This window comes from Actinoallomurus sp. NPDC052274, from assembly GCF_040679475.1.
GTDB lineage: Bacteria > Actinomycetota > Actinomycetes > Streptosporangiales > Streptosporangiaceae > Actinoallomurus > Actinoallomurus liliacearum.
Map to the genome: position 1 here is coordinate 1 of NZ_JBFAUT010000041.1, position 16,303 is coordinate 16,303.

General features: G+C 72.6%; 16 protein-coding genes. 3 read left to right on the forward strand and 13 right to left on the reverse strand.

Features of this window, described 5'->3' with window-relative positions:
• Positions 1–142 precede the first annotated feature (142 nt).
• The 3 genes from AB0K82_RS29190 to AB0K82_RS29200 all read right to left on the reverse strand — a co-directional run bounded on the left by AB0K82_RS29190 (position 143) and on the right by AB0K82_RS29200 (position 2,814).
• The gene (locus tag AB0K82_RS29190; protein ID WP_364403056.1) at positions 143–598 is read right to left on the reverse strand and encodes a DoxX family protein; all 456 of its coding nucleotides are present in this window, start codon (positions 596–598) and stop codon (positions 143–145) included.
• Positions 599–838: 240 nt separating this feature from the next.
• Positions 839–2,326, reverse strand: a complete 1,488-nt coding sequence (gene lysX, locus AB0K82_RS29195) for a bifunctional lysylphosphatidylglycerol synthetase/lysine--tRNA ligase LysX (RefSeq protein WP_364403059.1) — start codon at positions 2,324–2,326, stop codon at positions 839–841.
• Between the two features lie 56 nt (positions 2,327–2,382).
• Positions 2,383–2,814 (reverse strand): MarR family transcriptional regulator, encoded by a 432-nt coding sequence (locus AB0K82_RS29200; protein WP_364403061.1) that lies wholly within the window; start codon positions 2,812–2,814, stop codon positions 2,383–2,385.
• A gap of 60 nt (positions 2,815–2,874) precedes the next feature.
• Here AB0K82_RS29200 and AB0K82_RS29205 point away from each other — a divergent pair, with 60 nt between their 5' ends.
• Positions 2,875–3,234: a VOC family protein gene (locus tag AB0K82_RS29205; RefSeq protein WP_364403064.1), complete on the forward strand. Its 360-nt coding sequence runs from the start codon at positions 2,875–2,877 to the stop codon at positions 3,232–3,234.
• 42 nt (positions 3,235–3,276) lie between these two features.
• On the opposite strand, the gene AB0K82_RS29210 is transcribed toward AB0K82_RS29205, so the two are convergent.
• Genes AB0K82_RS29210 through AB0K82_RS29220 form a run of 3 tightly spaced genes read right to left on the reverse strand, consistent with a single transcriptional unit; the run spans position 3,277 to position 6,610 of the window.
• Positions 3,277–4,068: a type III pantothenate kinase gene (locus AB0K82_RS29210; RefSeq protein ID WP_364403067.1), complete on the reverse strand. Its 792-nt coding sequence runs from the start codon at positions 4,066–4,068 to the stop codon at positions 3,277–3,279.
• Complete coding sequence (gene nadC / locus AB0K82_RS29215; protein WP_364403069.1) at positions 4,068–4,958, reverse strand: carboxylating nicotinate-nucleotide diphosphorylase; 891 nt, start codon at positions 4,956–4,958, stop codon at positions 4,068–4,070. The genes AB0K82_RS29210 and nadC overlap by 1 nt, the downstream gene beginning before the upstream one ends.
• Positions 4,955–6,610 (reverse strand): L-aspartate oxidase, encoded by a 1,656-nt coding sequence (locus AB0K82_RS29220; protein WP_364403072.1) that lies wholly within the window; start codon positions 6,608–6,610, stop codon positions 4,955–4,957. Before AB0K82_RS29220 ends, nadC begins: the two co-directional genes overlap by 4 nt.
• A 205-nt stretch (positions 6,611–6,815) precedes the next feature.
• Between AB0K82_RS29220 and AB0K82_RS29225 the strand changes: the two genes are divergently transcribed.
• Entirely contained in the window at positions 6,816–7,796 is a 981-nt protein-coding gene (locus AB0K82_RS29225) for an LLM class flavin-dependent oxidoreductase (RefSeq protein ID WP_364403252.1), read from the forward strand.
• Here AB0K82_RS29225 and AB0K82_RS29230 read toward each other — a convergent pair.
• Positions 7,775–8,353, reverse strand: coding sequence for a TetR family transcriptional regulator (locus AB0K82_RS29230; RefSeq protein ID WP_364403075.1), 579 nt, complete (start codon positions 8,351–8,353; stop codon positions 7,775–7,777). The genes AB0K82_RS29225 and AB0K82_RS29230 overlap by 22 nt on opposite strands.
• Before the next feature lie 88 nt (positions 8,354–8,441).
• Here AB0K82_RS29230 and AB0K82_RS29235 point away from each other — a divergent pair, with 88 nt between their 5' ends.
• A complete protein-coding gene (locus AB0K82_RS29235; RefSeq protein ID WP_364403077.1) occupies positions 8,442–9,497 on the forward strand; it encodes a nuclear transport factor 2 family protein in 1,056 nt (351 codons plus the stop codon).
• A 533-nt stretch (positions 9,498–10,030) separates the two neighbouring features.
• Here the strand turns inward: AB0K82_RS29235 and panD are convergent.
• From panD to AB0K82_RS29265, 6 genes are all read right to left on the reverse strand, one after another.
• Entirely contained in the window at positions 10,031–10,456 is a 426-nt protein-coding gene (gene panD / locus AB0K82_RS29240) for an aspartate 1-decarboxylase (RefSeq protein ID WP_364403080.1), read from the reverse strand.
• 5 nt (positions 10,457–10,461) lie between these two features.
• The gene (panC, locus tag AB0K82_RS29245; protein WP_364403083.1) at positions 10,462–11,328 is read right to left on the reverse strand and encodes a pantoate--beta-alanine ligase; all 867 of its coding nucleotides are present in this window, start codon (positions 11,326–11,328) and stop codon (positions 10,462–10,464) included.
• Positions 11,328–12,245 (reverse strand): DUF2520 domain-containing protein, encoded by a 918-nt coding sequence (locus tag AB0K82_RS29250; protein ID WP_364403085.1) that lies wholly within the window; start codon positions 12,243–12,245, stop codon positions 11,328–11,330. The genes panC and AB0K82_RS29250 overlap by 1 nt, the downstream gene beginning before the upstream one ends.
• Positions 12,246–12,429: 184 nt before the next feature.
• Complete coding sequence (locus tag AB0K82_RS29255; protein ID WP_345351904.1) at positions 12,430–12,732, reverse strand: chaplin; 303 nt, start codon at positions 12,730–12,732, stop codon at positions 12,430–12,432.
• Between the two features lie 165 nt (positions 12,733–12,897).
• Positions 12,898–15,399 carry an FtsX-like permease family protein gene (locus AB0K82_RS29260; RefSeq protein WP_364403088.1) on the reverse strand — a complete coding sequence of 834 codons (2,502 nt, stop codon included), beginning with the start codon at positions 15,397–15,399 and terminating at the stop codon, positions 12,898–12,900.
• A 2-nt stretch (positions 15,400–15,401) separates the two neighbouring features.
• On the reverse strand, positions 15,402–16,148 hold the full coding sequence (locus AB0K82_RS29265) for an ABC transporter ATP-binding protein (protein WP_364403091.1): 747 nt from the start codon (positions 16,146–16,148) through the stop codon (positions 15,402–15,404).
• Positions 16,149–16,303 lie beyond the last annotated feature (155 nt).

The following is a 16,303-nucleotide window of genomic DNA, read 5'->3' on the forward strand; positions in this document are numbered from 1 at the left end:
CCGGCGTCTCCTTCGGATAGACGCCCTGCCGCTCGTACACGTCCCTGAAGTTGACCCCCGCGGCGGCGAGCTCGATGACGACCTCGCCCGGGCTCCCCTCCGCACGGAGGGGAGACCGGCCACGGCCGTCGTCGATCGGTCCTCACGCCCTCGCGGCGACGTCGGGCTGGGAGTCGGCGGGACGGGCGGCGACCGCCCGGTTCGGGCGGCGGAGCACCGAGTCCAGGGCCCACACGCCGGGGCCGAAGACGGCGATCAGCAGGAACGCCCAGCTGAACATCGCGGCCGGCTCGCCGCCGTTCTGCAGCGGGATGATCCCGTTCTTGATGTGGACGGTGAAGTAGGCGTACGCCATGGAGCCGGAGGCGAGGGTCGCGGCGGGACGGGTCAGCAGCCCGACGAGGACGAGCCCGCCGCAGACCAGTTGGATCAGGGCGGCGTACCAGCCCGGCCAGGTGCCGGCCGCGATGGCGTGACCGGTGCCGCGGTTGCCGCCGAACACCCCGAAGATCGACGCTGCGCCGTGGAACACGAACAGCAGCCCGATCACGACCCGGTACAGGGACAGGACCGGACCGTGGAGCCGACGCGTACTCATGGGTGACCTCCCGGTTGACCTGAGCGCGGCCCGCGGTCGCGAAGCCGCCCGCCATTCGGTCACCGGCCCGCGGGATCGGCGGTCGAGCCGCCGATGGATGAGCACAGAATCGGCCCCGACTCACCACCTGTCAACGAGTCATCACCCTGGATAGGGTTACCCCTGCGCCGACGTGCGGATCCGTCGGTGAAATGACGCGAAAGGCAGAGCGAGCCCCCGCACGACGGGGGCTCGCGCGGGTCACTCCGGCTTGACCAGCGGGAACAGGATCGTCTCGCGGATGTTCTTGCCGGTGAAGGCCATGATCATGCGGTCGATGCCGATGCCGACACCGCCCGTGGGGGGCATGGCGTACTCCAGGGCGCGGAGGAAGTCCTCGTCGAGCTGCATGGCCTCCGCGTCACCGCCGGCGGCCAGCAGGGACTGCTCGGTCAGCCGGCGGCGCTGCTCGATCGGGTCGATGAGCTCGGAGTAGCCGGTGCCCAGCTCGGTGCCGAAGCCGATGAGGTCCCACTTCTCGGTGAGCAGCGGGTCGTCGCGGTGGGTACGGGCGAGCGGCGAGGTCTCGAGGGGGTAGTCGCGCACGAACGTCGGCTGGACGAGGGTGTGCTCCACCAGCGCCTCGAACAGCTCCTGGACCAGCTTGCCCTGCCCCCACTTGGGGTCGAACTCCAGGTCGCGCTGCTCGAAGATCTTCCGGACGTCCTCGATCGGCGTCCCGGTGGTGATCTCCTCGCCGACCGCCTCGGAGACCGCGCCGTACAGGGTGACCTGCGGCCACTCGTCGCCGGCGAGGTCGATCTCCTGGTCCTTGTGGACGACGACCGTTGTGCCGAGCGCGGCGACCACCGCGGCCTGGTACAGCTCACGGGTAAGGGTGGCGATCGTGTCGTAGTCGCCGTACGCCTCGTACGCCTCGAGCATCGTGAACTCGGGGTTGTGCGTGGAGTCCGCGCCCTCGTTGCGGAAGTTGCGGTTGATCTCGAAGACCTTCTCGATGCCCCCGACGACGAGCCGCTTGAGGTACAGCTCGATGGCGATCCGCAGGTAGAGGTCCATGTCGTACGCGTTGATGTGCGTGGCGAACGGACGTGCGGCCGCGCCGCCGTGGATCGGCTGCAGCATCGGCGTCTCGACCTCGAGGAACTCACGGCCGGTGAGGTACTCGCGGATCGCGCGGACCGTGTCGCTGCGCAGGCGGGCCATGCGCCGCGCCTCGTCGTTGACGATCAGGTCGACGTAGCGCATGCGGACCCGCTGCTCGGGGTCGGTCAGGCCGGCGTGCTTCTCCGGGAGCGGGCGCAGCGACTTGGAGGTCAGCGCGTACCGGTCGGCCATGATCGACAGCTCGCCGCGCCGGGAGGTGATCACCTCACCCTCGACGCCGACGTGGTCGCCGAGGTCGATGTCGCGCTTCCAGGACTCCAGGGCCTCCGGGCCGACGTTGGCCAGCGAGAGCATGACCTGGATGTCGCCGCTGCCGTCGCGGATCGTGGCGAAGCAGAGCTTGCCGGTGTTGCGGGCCAGGATGACGCGGCCGGTCACGCCGACCTTGTCCCCGGTCGACGCGCCCGGCTCGAGGTCGGGGTACTTCGCGCGGACCTCCGCGATCGTCGCGGTGCGCGGGAACCCCAGGGGGTAGGGGTCCACGCCCTGCTCGCGCAACCGGTCCACCTTCTCACGGCGGACCCGCATCTGCTCCGGAAGATCGTCGTACGACTCGCTCACGATGAAAAAGGCTACCGGCCCGGCGAGCCCTCCTCGGCCGTCGGGCCGCCGTGCGTTCAGCCGCCAAGGCCTTCGGCCATGCGGGTCAGGTCCGCGAGAAGCGGCTCCACGCGTTCGGGGCCGAGGACGCCGACCATGCGCCGCTCGATCTCGAAGACGTCGGCGTGGGCGCGACGAAGCCGCTCCCTGCCCTCGGCGGTCAGGCGGACGGGCAGCGCCCGCCCGTGAGCCGCCTGCGCCGGACGCTCGACGAGCCCGCCTTCCTCCAGGCCGCGCAGGACGACGTTCATCGACTGACGGCTCACGAAGGCACCTCGGGCGAGCTCGGCGTTGGACAGACCCGGTCGCTGGTCGAGCAGTTCGAGGCAGACGTACTGCGGGGTGGTCAGCCCATGCTCGCGCAGGGCGGCGTCCATGGCGCCGCGCAGCGCGGCCTGCGCCCGTTTGAGCACGTAACCCACGCTGGCGTCGAGTTCGTCTTGCGTCATGTCAACATCCTGACATACGCTCCCCATGTCAAAACTCTGACATACACCCGGGAGTCGAACATGACAGTGAGCGGACCCGACTTCGTCGCTCTTCAGGTGCGCGATGTCGCCGCGGCGGCCGCCTTCTACGAGAAGCACCTCGGCCTCCGGCGGGCGCCGGCGTCACCGCCGGGCGCGGTGGTCTTCGCCACGGAGCCGATCAGCTTCGCCGTGCGCGAGCCGCTGCCCGGCCTGGACCTGGACGCCGGGCCGGCCGGGCTCGGCGTGGCACTGTGGCTGAAGACCGACGACGCCGACAAGGCGCACGACGACCTCGCCGCGGCCGGAGTCGCGATCGTCCGGCCGCCCTCCGACAGCCCGTTCGGCCGGATGTTCGCCTTCCGCGACCTCGACGGGTACGTCGTCACGCTGCACGGCTGACCGGCCGGGCCGACCGGTCGGCGGAGGCGTGCGGCCGCCGGCTCAGCCGGAGACGCCGACGTTGCGCTCGTAGACCAGGCGCAGGCCGATGAGCGTCAGCCACGGCTCGTACACGTCGATGCTGCGGGCCTCCTCCAGGACGAGCGGGGCGAGGCCGCCGGTCGCGACGACGGTGACCTCCTCCGGGTCGTCGGCCAGTTCCTCCGACATGCGGCGTACGACGCCGTCCACCTGGCCGGCGAAGCCGTAGATGATGCCGGACTGCAGCGCCTCGACGGTGTTCTTGCCGATGACGCTGCGGGGCCGTACGAGCTCGACCTTGTGGAGCTGCGCGCCGCGCGCGGACAGCGCGTCGACCGAGATCTCGATGCCGGGGGCGATGGCGCCGCCGACGTACTCGCCCTTGGAGGAGACGGCGTCGAACGTCGTCGCGGTGCCGAAGTCGACGACGATCGCGGGGCCGCCGTGGAGGTGGCCGGCCGCCAGGCTGTTGATGATCCGGTCGGAGCCGACCTCCTTGGGGTTGTCCATCCGGATCGGCACGCCGGTCTTGACGCCGGGTTCGACGATGACGGCGGTGACGTCGCCGTAGTAGCGGCGGCACATCTCCCGCATCTCGTGCAGGACCGAGGGGACGGTGGAGCACAGCGCGATGCCGCTGATGTCGGTGTCGGCCAGCAGCGGGCTCTGCTGGACGAGGCCCTGCAGGACGACCGCGATCTCGTCCGCGGTACGCCGGGAGTCGGTGTTGATGCGCCAGTGCTCGATGACCTCCTCCCCTTCGAAGAGGCCCAGCACCGTGTGGGTGTTACCGACGTCGATCGTGAGCAGCATCAGGTCCCCGCTGTCGAGAGGTCAAGGCCGATGTCGAGCGCGCCTGCCGAATGGGTCAGCGCCCCCACCGCAAGGTAGTCGACTCCGGTCTCGGCCACAGCGCGGGCCCCGTCAATGGTGAGCCCGCCGCTGGCCTCCAGCTCGGCCCGGCCGTCGGTCAGGCGTACGGCCTCGGTCAGCTCGGCGACGCCCATGTTGTCCAGCAGGATCGAGCGCGCCCCGGCGGCCAGCGCCTCGCGCACCTGGTCGAGGGTGTCGCACTCGACCTGGACGTGCAGGCCCGGCCTGGTCACGGCGGTGAACGCGGCGGTCACCGACCCGGCGGCGGCCACGTGGTTGTCCTTGATCAGCGCGGCGTCGGCGAGGGACATGCGGTGGTTCACACCGCCGCCGAGGCGGACGGCGTACTTCTGCAGCGCGCGCAGCCCCGGCAGCGTCTTACGGGTGTCCCGGACGCGGGCCTTCGTGTGCGCGATCTCGTCCGCCCAGCGGCGGGTGAGGCTCGCGACGCCGGACAGGTGGGTGAGGAAGTTCAGCGCGGTGCGCTCCGCGCGCAGCAGCGGCACCAGCGGGCCTTCGACGGTGAGCAGGACGTCGCCGGGCGCGATCCGGGACCCGTCCTCGACGCGGATGACGACCTTCAGGTCCTCGCGGACCCGCGGGGAGTGGTCGAGGACCGCGGCGAAGACGAGCTCGGCGACGGGGAGGCCGGCGACCACTCCGGGCTGCCGGGCCACCATGTCGGCGCGGCCGGTGGCGGTCGGCGGGAAGATCGGCTCGCTGGTGACGTCCGTCTCGCCGTCCTCGGCCAGCGCCGTACGGACGAGGCCGTCCACAGCCTGGGGATCCAGTCCGGCGGCGCGCAGCCTCGTCTCGAGTTCGGTGTTCAAGAAAGCTCCCGGGGCTCGTAGGTCGTCGTGATGGTTCCGTCGGCGGCGAGGGTCGAGACCAGGTGACCGCGCCAGGTCCGGTCGGCGTCGGGGAAGTCCTCCCGCCAGTGGCTGCCCCGGGTCTCCTCACGGCGCCGGGCCGCCGCCACGATCAGGGACGCGACGGTGTGCAGGTTGGTCGCCTCCCACGCCTCGGTGCACGGCTCGTCGGTCGTACGGTCCGCGAGCGCGGCGAGCTCCCGTGCCGCACGTTCCAGTCCTGGACCGTTCCGCAGAACGCCGGCACAGGAGGTCATGATCTGCTGCACCTCCGCGCGCACGCCGGGATCCAGCAGCGCCGGCTCCCCGGCGGCCCGAGAGGCTTCCCCTGCGGCCCGAGGGGCCTCCTCGGCGGTCCGGGGGGCTTGGGCGGCGAGGTCGGCGGACAGCGCCTCGGCGATCCGCCGGCCGAAGACCAGGCCCTCGAGGAGGGAGTTCGAGGCGAGCCGGTTCGCGCCGTGCACGCCGGTGCAGGCGACCTCGCCGCAGGCGTACAGGCCCGGGACGGACGTGCGGCCCCACAGGTCCGTACGGACGCCGCCGCTGGCGTAGTGCGCGGCCGGCAGCACCGGGATCGGCTCGTTCACCGGGTCGATTCCGTGCTCCTCGCAGGCCGCGAGGATCGTCGGGAAGCGGTTCGCCCAGGTCCGCGGCCCGAGGTTCCGGCCGTCGAGGTACGCGCAGGAGGCTCCGGTCTCCCGCATCATCGTCGTGATCGCCTTGGCGACGACGTCCCGTGGGGCGAGGTCGGCCAGCGGGTGCCGCCCGGCCATGAACCGGTCGCCCCGCTCGTCGATGAGGTACGCCCCCTCGCCGCGTACGGCCTCGGAGATCAGTGGCTGCCGTCCCTTGGCGTCCGGGCCCAGCCACATGACAGTGGGGTGGAACTGCACGAACTCCAGGTCCGCCACGGCCGCCCCGGCGCGCAGCGCGAGCGCGACGCCGTCGCCGGTCGACACCTCCGGGTTCGTGGTGGCCTGGAAGACCTGGCCCAGGCCGCCGGTCGCGAGGATCACCGCGCGGGCACGGACGGCCCCGACGCCGTCCCGGCGGCCCTCCCCCATGACGTGCAGGGTCACCCCGGCGACCCGCCCCTGCTCCATCAGCAGGTCGAGCACCAGGGCGTGCTCGATGACCTCGATGCCGGAGTCCTTGAGCCTGGCCAGCAGCGCCCGGCTGACCTCGGCGCCGGTCGCGTCGCCGCCCGCGTGCGCGATGCGGCGCTTGAGGTGGCCGCCCTCGCGGGTCAGCGCGACCTGCCCGTCCTCGCTCCGGTCGAACTCGGCGCCGAGCTCGATCAGCTCGCGTACGGCGTCGGGGCCCTCGGTCACGAGCACACGTACGGCCTCGTCGTCGCAGAGGTCGACGCCGGCGGTGAGAGTGTCGCGGAGGTGCTCCTCCGGGGAGTCGTCCGGGTGCAGGGCCGCCGCGATGCCGCCCTGGGCCCACCGGGTGGACCCGTCGTCGAGCAGCGCCTTGGTGACCAGCAGCACGCGTCCGGCCGTTCGGGCCCGCAGGGCCGTCACGAGTCCGGCGACGCCGGAGCCGATCACGATGATGTCGGTGTCGATCGTCCAGCCTGGATCGGGAGCGGTGAGGCGTCGGGGGACCATGGACCCTCCTCTGGAGGCGTTCTCGTCAGATTGACTATAACTGGTCGCCCGAACTGTTCCATTCCGCCGGGGTCGTCCCTATTCGTCGCTGTTGCCGCGCTCCGCCGACGCCGCCCCATTCCCGGCAGGGAATTGTCCGGCCGCCGTCGCCGCCCGCAGGATCTGCGGTGTCCCCGAACCACGACAAGGAGACTCCGTGACCGAGATGAGCGGCGGTATGGACGTCGGCGTGCTGCTGCCGACCGGGAGCGCCCAGTGGGGCCCGGACGGCGACCCGCGCGACCTGGTCGCGTTCGGCCGCCACGCCGAACGCTCGGGCTTCTCCTCCCTCTTCGTCAACGACTCGCTGATCAGCCCCCGCGTCGAGGCGCTGACGATGCTCGCCGCGCTGGCCCCGGCGACCGACCGCGTGACGCTCGGGACCGGGGCGCTGCTGCCGTTCCTGCGCCGTCCGGTGCAGGCGGCCCAAACGATCGCGTCGGTCGACCTGCTGGCCGGTGGCCGGCTCGTCGTCGCGGTGGGCGCGGGGTTCCCGGGCCGGTTCGGCCGACCGTTCTACACGATCTCGGAGGTGCCGTGGGAGCGCCGCTTCGCGCGGCTGGACGAGACGGTCGCGCTCTGGCGCGACCTGTGGAACGGCGCGACCTCCTTCCACGGCGACATCCTCCGGTTCGACGACCTGCCGCCGGCCACCCGGCCGTTCCGGGCCGGCGGCCCGCCGATCTGGCTCGGGGGCGGCACCCCGGCCGCGCTGGCCCGCACCGGGCGGCTGTACGACGGGTGGCTGCCGTACCCGCCCGATCCGGCGGACTACGCGACCGGCCTGGAGGACGTACGGAAGGCGGCGGCCGCCGCCGGGCGCACGCCCGAGGACGTCACACCCGCCCTGTTCGTGTCCGTTCGGGTCGACAAGAGCGTGGCGCGCGGCCGCGAAGCGCTGGAGGACTACGCGCGGGCGGCGTACGGCATGCCGCTGACGGAGCTGGAGAAGATCCAGGCCGTCGTCACCGGCACCGCCGACCAGGTCCGCGAGGGCCTCGGCCGGTACAGGGCCGCGGGGGCGCGGCACCTGGTGCTCCGCCTGGGCGCGCTGGACCTGCGCGGCCAGCGGGACCAGCTCGACCGGATCGCCGATCTGCTCCCCTGGCTACGGGCGTCGGCGGATCAGACCTCGGGCGTGGCCTGACCGGCCAGTGCCTCGAAACAGGGCCGGAGCAGCCGCGTGATCTGCTCCGGCGTCGCGTCGCGGAGCGGGCCGAGCTCGATCAGGTTCCGTCCGGTGGACACGCCGAACAGGATCGCCAGGATCAGCGCGGCCCGCAGCTCGGCGTCCTCGCCCGGGATGGCGGCGCTCGCCTGCCCGACCTGCCGGGTCATCGCGGCCCGCATCCGCTCGGTGGCCTCCGGATGGGTGAACGTCGAGCGCAGCAGCGGCAGCGACGTCTGCGGGAGCTCGCCGAGCTTGACGCCGACGATGGACAGCAGCAGGTCGATGAGCCCGGCGGGGTCGCCGGGCAGTTCCTCGTCGGGCGGAACCTCGACGGCCCGGCGGAACAGCTCCTTCTTGTCGCCGAAGTACTGCATGACGAGCGCGGGGTCCACCTCGGCCGCCGCCGCGACCGCGCGGATCGTCGTCCGGTCGTAGCCGACCTCGGCGAATCGCGCGCGGGCGGCGGCGAGGATCCGCGCCTCCGTCCGCCGCCTCCGCTCCGCCCGGGTCATCGGCTGGTTCGCGTCGCGCACGGCCCGAATCTACCGGCGTTGACCGAAGATCCGATTTCGTTCTACGCTCGTTGAGTCTCAACGCGCGTTGAGCGAACGGAGGCTTGGCATGTCGGCGACCGGTCCACGGCAGGTGTTCGAGGGGTTCCGCGAGAGGGTGCTGCGCGGCGAGTGGGGCGCACCGGAGGCGCTGCGCTCCGGGGGCGTGACGATCGAGCTGCCCTGCGCGCCGCCGGGGGTGCCCCGGCGCTTCGACGACGGCGCGGAGTTCCACGCCCACACCGCGGCGAGCCGGGCGGCGCTGCCCGTACGGTTCGAGGAGTTCCGCGACGTCCGGGTGCACGAGACCGCCGATCCCGAGGTCATCGTCGTGGAGTACGCGATGGCCGGCACCGTCACGACCACCGGCCGCCCCGCCGCCGCGCCGTTCGTCCTCGTGCTGCGAGTCCGCGACGGCCGCGTCCGGCTGTGGCGCGAGTACCAGCCCGCCCTGGCCGTCGCCGAGGCCCTCGGCGCGCTGGACGCGCTGCTCGCCGCCGCCCGCGGCCTCCCGGCCCCGGCTCCGGACCCGGCACTCTCCCCCTGGTCGCCGGACGGCCCGGTGCCCGGCGCAGGCGGCGACCCGAACGGGCCGGTGGCCGGCCCGGCCGGCGACCCGAACGGCCCGATGGCCGGCCCGGCCGGCGGCCCGAACGGCCCGATGGCCAGCCCGGCCGGCGGCCCGAACGGGCCGGTGGCCGGTCCGCGCGCGGTGTACGAGCGCATCCTGCGGGCCGCGCTCGACGGGTCGGCCGACGACTACGCCGACCTGTACGACGCCGAGGCGATCCTGGAGTTCCCCTTCGCCGCGCCCGGCCTGCCGCGCTCCCTGCACGGGCAGGAGGCGATCCGGTCCCACCTGCGGGCGGCGATGGGCGGGGCGCTGCGGATCGAGGAGTTCCGCGGCGTCGTCGTGCACGAGACGGCGGACCCCGAGGTGATCGTCGCGGAGCACGCCATCGTCGGCACCGCGACCGCGAGCGGCCTGCCGTGCTCGATCGCGAACCTCGTCGTGCTCACCGTCCGCGACGGCCGGATCGTCCGCCAGCGTGACTATTTGGACGTCCTCGCGGCCGCAGCCGCGGCCGGCCGCCTGCCGGACCCGGCAGCGCGCCGACCGGCCTAGGACCTGTCCGTGGACCTTGCGGTGCTCCATGGCAGCACGGAGACCAGGCTGATCACTGCCCGATGGCGCAGGTTCGTCACCCTCGTCGGCCGAGCCGGCAAAGGGCGGCCGAGCCGGCACCCGGCGGCTCCGGTCCGCTACCCCCGGCGTACCGAATGCTCGGCGACCACAGCGCAGGCCCGGGGCAAAGCTCGCATGTCAGCACCACGAACGGGGCTTTGCCGAGCTTTCAGTACGGCCCCGCACGACGATCCCACGGAGATAACGGACGATCTCCACAGCTCACACCGGGCCGCCCGCCCTCTTTCACCGGCGTCTCCCCGGCGGGGGATTCGTTCCCCTGAGGGGACACCACCAGAAACGACGTCCCACCCGACGGGCGGACCGCTCTGCCCGGCCGGTGCCGCACGCACCCTCACCGCGCCGCACAGCCAGAGATCGATCAGCACGCGATCCTTCGAACACGGCCCTGAGCCGGGACGCCCTCGCGGCCGACCGGGTGCCGAATCCGGCACGGTGCGGACGGACCGGGGTCAGGCCGGGATGTCCTCGACCGCGTCGCCGCGGACGGTGGCGGTGTCCGGGACCGGCTCGGCCGGGTCGGCGCCCAGGTCGACGATCCGGTTGTCGCGGTCGACGTGGACGACGCGCGGCTGGAACGTCCGGGCCTCCGCGTCGGTCATGGTCCCGTAACTGATGAGGATGACCAGGTCGCCGGGGTGGACGAGGTGGGCGGCGGCGCCGTTGATGCCGATGACTCCGCTGCCGCGCGGCCCGGTGATGACGTACGTCTCCAGGCGGGCGCCGTTGGTGATGTCGACGATCTGGACCTGCTCGCCGGGCAGCAGGTCGGCGGCCTCCATGAGGTCCTCGTCGATCGTCACCGAGCCGACGTAGTGCAGGTCGGCCTGGGTGACCGTGGCGCGGTGGATCTTGGACTTGAACATGGTGCGGAACATGCGGGTCACTCCGAGGCGGAACCGAAGAGCAGGGGGACGTTGTCGATGAGGTGGGTGGTTCCGACGCGGCCCGCGACGGCGAGCACGGCCGGGCCGGTGTGGGCGTCGTCGACCTCCTGGAACGTCTCCGGGTCGACGACCACCAGATAGTCCAGCTCGAGCGGCGGGTCGGCGGCGATCGCGCCGTCGAGCACGGTCCGCGCCGCCCGTACGACCTTGGCGGGACCGTCGCCCACCGCCTCGGCGCCCGCGCGCAGCGCCATGGACAGCGACACGGCGGTGAGGCGCTCGGCCGCGGACAGGTAACGGTTGCGGCTGGACAGCGCCAGACCGTCCGTCTCCCGTACGGTCGGGGCGCCGACGACCTGGACGGGGACGTTCAGGTCGGCGACCATCCGGCGGATCATCGCGAGCTGCTGGGCGTCCTTTTCGCCGAAGACGGCGATGTCCGGGCGGACCAGGTTGAACAGCTTGAGGACGACGGTGAGCACGCCGTCGAAGTGGCCGGGGCGGCAGGCCCCTTCGACGACCGTGCCCATCGGCCCCGAGTCGACGGTGACCCGCGCGCCGAGCGCGGTCGGCGGGTACATGACGTCGACGGTCGGCGCGAAGACCAGGTCGACGCCCTCCGCCGCGCAGATCTCGATGTCTTCGGGGAGGGTCCGGGGGTACCGGTCGAGGTCCTCGTTCGGCCCGAACTGCAGCGGGTTGACGAAGATGCTCACCGCGACGACGTCGGCCAGTTCCCGGGCCCGGCGCAGCAGCGACCGGTGACCCTCGTGCAGCGCGCCCATCGTCGGGACCAGCGCCAGGGTGCCGTCGGAGGCGCGGGCGGCGGCGAGTTCCTCACGTGTGCGGGCGATGACGGGCATCAATCTCCGGTCTCCTCGGTGTCGTCTCCACGGCCGCCCGCCAGGGCGTCGAGCAGTCGCTCGGCGTCCTCCGCGCGGAGCAGCCCGGCGGCCAGCGCGCGATCGGCGGTCAGCCGGGCGAGCGCGATGTACGCGTCGTGCGCCTCGGGTGAGACGCGGGCGAGTTCGGTGACGTGCTCGGCGACCGTGCCGGCGTCGCCGCGGACGACCGGGCCGGTCAGGCCCCGGACGCCGAGCCGCAGCCCGTTGTCGAGCGCCGCGCCGAGCAGCGGTCCGAGCATCCGGCCCGGCGCCTCGACGCCGGCCCGCGTCAGCAGGTCCATCGACTCGGCGACGAGCGTGACGAGGTGGTTTGCGCCGCCCGCGAGGGCCGCGTGGTAGAGCGCGCGCCGATCCTCGGGGATCCAGACCGGCTCGCCGCCCATCTCCACGACGAGGGCCTCGGCGACGGGCCGCAGCGGCTCGGGCGAGGTCACGCCGAAGCTGATCCCGGCCAACCGGTGGACGTCGTCGGGCCGCCCGGTGAAGGTCATCACCGGATGCAGGGCGAGCGGCAGGGCTCCGGCGCGCGTGGCCGGGTCGAGGACGCGCACGCCGTACCGGCCGCTCGTGTGCGCGAGCAGCTTGCCCTCGACCTTGACGTCGGTGGCGACCAGCCCGGTGACCAGCGGCGCGAGCGCGTCGTCGGGGACGGTGAGCAGAACGAGGTCGGCGGCAGAGACGACGTCCTGGACCGGACGGAGCGGGACGCCGGGCAGCCGCTGCCGCGCGCGTTCGCGAGAGGCCTCGGAGACGCCGGCGGCGGCCACGACCGTGTGGCCGGCGAGCGTGAGCGCGTGGCCGAGGGCCGAGCCGACACGGCCGACGCCGACGATGCCGACGGCCAGCCGCCCCGGCCGGTCGTGGAAGGAGGTCATAGGTCGTTCCAGTCCTTTGCGGGTACCGGACGGTGCCGGCCCAGCCTATATCGGGCCGGGCAGCGCCCTCGCCTGCCCGTCCCCCACCGCCGGCCCACTCCGGGTGGCCGGGGCCGGGCAGCACACCGGCCCGCCCGGTGGCACTGCGGGCGGGCCGGTGAACGCTGTTACCTGTGCGACCGGGTCAGGACGAGGACCACGGGCGGTGGTAGCAGGGCGGACGGTGGTGGTGGCAGGGCGGACGGTAACCGTGCCCGCCACCGACCGAGGCGCCGCCCTTGCAGCCGGCGAGCGCACCGCCGATGACGGCGACGCTGTTACCGCAGACGTTGATCGGGGCCGTGATCGGCACCAGGACCTGGTTGCCGGACACGATGCCGCCCTCGCCGCTCGTGCCGATCTCGCCCGCGTTGGCCGGGGCGGCCAGCAGCAGCGCGCCGGTGACGGCGGCCGCCGCCACCCCGGCCGCGGTGAGTTTCTTGAGCACCTGAGTTTCCTCCCGTACTTCGGTTCGCAGCCGCCCCGAAGGTCGGCCGGTACGTACGGTAGTTATCCAGCTACTCCCAGGTAACGGTAAGCGGATCTACCTTGGCGTAATCGCATCGTTACATTAGGTGACTGCTTTGTCGCCGTCTGTCGATAACGCCCCCGCCTACTCGGCCGCCAGTGACTCGACGATCGAGGTCCGCGCGGCACGCCGGCCGGGCATGATCGCCGCGGCCACGCCGGCGATGGCCGCCAGGAGGATGAACAGGACGATCCGGCCGATCGGCAGCCCGAGCACCGCGCCGTCGACGGCGGCGGAGATCGCGGCCCAGCCGAGCGCCGTCCCCATCACCACGCCGACGAACGCGCCGATCAGCGAGATGATCAGAGCCTCCAGGGAGAGCATCCGGCGCAGCCCGCGCCGGGTCAGGCCGAGCGCCCGCAACAGCGCCGACTCCCTGGTCCGCTCCACCACCGACAGCGTGAGCGTGTTCGCGATGCCGATCAGCGAGATGGTGATCGCAAGCCCGAGCAGGGCGGCGACCAGCAGGAATACCTGGTCGAGGGCCTTCGACAACTGGTCCTTGATGTCGGCCGCGGAGCTGACCCGGACCGCCGGGTAGTCCTTCAGCGCGTCGTCCACGGCCGCCCGGGAGGCGTCCGTCGAGACCCCCTTCTTGGCGATCAGGAAGACCTCATGCGGGTCCTTCGCCCCGAACGACCGCGTGAAGTCCGACTCGTCGAGCAGGATTTCCGGGAGGATCGACTCCCCGGAGATGATCGCGGCCACGCGCAGTGTCATGGCGCCGTGCGCGGTTCGCAGCGACACCGTCCCGCCGACCCGCGGGGCGGACCCGCCGGACGCGTCCTGGCGCAGCACGACCGCGCCCGGCCGCAGGTCGGTGAGGGAGCCGGCCGCCAGCTTCGGCTTGATGTCCCGGCCGAGGTACCGCTGGGTGACGGCCCCGACGTCCTCCTTCCGCCCGTCGACCGTGGCGGACGCCGTCCGTACCTCGATGACGGCCGAGAACTCCGGCTTGCCGCGCAGGCGCGCCACCGCCGCACCCGGGATCGGCCGGTCGTCCTGGCCGGACTGGGCGCTCAGCTGGTAGTCGACCGGGTAGTGGTCGCGGAGGTTGCCGTCCGCCGTGGACCGTACGGACGCCAGCGCCACCGAGAACATCGTCATGAGCGTGACGCCCACCGTCAGCGCGACGGTGGTGACCGCGGCCCGCTTGGGATTGCGTCGCGAGTTGGCCAGGGCCAGCCGGCCGGGCACGCCGAAGATCCGCGCCGGCAGCCCGCCGACGACCCCGCTCAGCGCCCGGACGATCAGCGGGCTGAGCGCGACCACGCCGAGGAAGATGAGCGCGCCCGCCGCCACCACCATGAGGAACGGCCCCTCTCCGGGCTTGGCGGTCAGCGCGAGGACGCCCACGCCCGCCCCGGCCGCGCCGAGGAGCGCCCCGATGATGATCCGGACGATCCCGGCGCGGCCCCGCGCCCGCTCCTCCGACTGCGTCCGCAGCGCCGCGACCGGCGGCACCCGCGTCGCCGCGCGGGCCGGCATCAGCGCCGACAGCACGGTCACGGCCAGACCCACGGGGACGCCGACGAGGAACGGCGTTGGCGAGACGACCAGTGAGCCGCTCGGCATACCGTTCCCGGAGTCGAAGACGAGCGCGGCGCCGTACCCGAGCCCGATCCCGACGATGGCGCCGAGCACCGAGGCCAGCAGGCCGACCACCGCCGACTCGACCAGGACTCCCCGGAAGACCTGGCCGCGGGTCGCCCCGACGCAGCGGAGCAGCGCCATCTCCCGCGTCCGCTGGGCGATCAGGATGTTGAACGTGTTGTAGATGACGAGCGCGGCCACGAACAGCGCCACGATCGCGAACGCCAGGAAGAAGGTGGCGATGCTGTCGATGTTCAGGCCCGACGAGGCGGCGAGGCGCTTGGCGAGGCCGTGGCTGGTCACGGTCGTGTACGACGACCCGGCCGCCGCGGCGACGTCGGTGCGCAGCCGGTCGTTCGAGACGCCGGCGGCACCCTTGACGTCGATCTCGACGTAGCCGCGCTCACCGGTGAGCTGCGCGGCGACCTGCGGGGTGAACCCGACGGCGCCGCGGAAGCCGATCTCCTGGTCGACGCCCACGTCGACCAGCCCCGTGACGGTGAAGGAGCGCGCGACGCCCTTCTTGTCGAGCACCCGGATCGTGTCGCCGACCTGGTACCCCGTGTGCCCGGCGACGCCCTTCTCCAGGACGGCCTCGCCCGGACCGGACGGGGCACGGCCCTTGCTGATCGTGTAGCGGGCCAGCGGTCCGGTGGTGATCGACATCCCCACCGTGGGCATCTGGCCGTACGCCCGGCCGTTCTTGCCGATCAGCGCGGCGTCACCGCGTACGAGGCCCTGGGCCTCCTGGACCCCTTGCACGGCGCGGACCGCGCGCAGCGTCGACTCCGGGATCTTCGCGTCGTCATGGGTGAGGACGGCGACCGAGACCTTCTCGGCGGAGGCGGTGAACTGCCGGTCGAACCCGGCCTTCATCGTGTCGGTCAGCACGAACGTGCCGGCGACGAAGCCCACGCCGAGCGTGATGGCCAGGGCGGTGAGCATGAGGCGCAGCAGGTGCGCGCGGAGCCCCGCCAGTGTCGTCTTCAGCATCGTCAGGACTCCAGGCTCTTCAGCGCGTCCAGGACACCGTCCGGGGTCGGGCCGTACAGCTCGGTCATGATCCGCCCGTCGCGCAGGAACACCACCCGGTCGGCGTACGAGGCCGCCACCGGGTCGTGCGTGACCATGACGATCGTCTGGCCCATCTCCCGCACCGAGGCGCGCAGGAACGACAGGACCTCGGCCCCGGACCGGGAATCGAGGTTGCCCGTCGGCTCGTCCGCGAAGATGACCTCCGGCCGGCTGACGAGCGCGCGGGCGCAGGCGACCCGCTGCTGCTGGCCGCCGGACAGCTCGCTCGGCCGGTGCGACAGGCGCGGCCGCAGCCCCACCGTGTCGACGACCTGGTCGAACCAGCGGCGGTCCAGCTTGCGGCCCGACAGCTCCAGCGGCAGGAGGATGTTCTGCTCGGCGGTGAGCGTCGGCAGCAGGTTGAACGCCTGGAAGATGAAGCCCACCCGGTCCCGGCGCAGGTGAGTGAGCTGCTTGTCCGACAGGCGGGTGATCTCCACGTCGCCGATGCGGATCGCGCCCTCGTTCACCGTGTCCAGGCCCGCCAGGCAGTGCATGAGCGTGGACTTGCCGGAACCCGACGGGCCCATGATGGCTGTGAAGGCGCCGCGGGCGAACCCCACGCTCACCCCGTGCAGGGCCCGGACGGCGGCCTCGCCCAAGCCGTAGTCCTTGACCACGTTCTCGGCCAGGACGGCGGGCGGAGCGCCCACGGCGGTGCTTGTCACGACATACTCCTCGATCGTTTTCGGATAGCCGTGATCGAAGGTAGATTCCGGCCGCCCATCCGCCATCGGCCCTGCGGGCAGCGTTCGATCAGCTTTTCCGCTGACGTGTCAGCCGGATGTCCGACCCAGGTATTACGGCCCCGTCACCCTGCGGA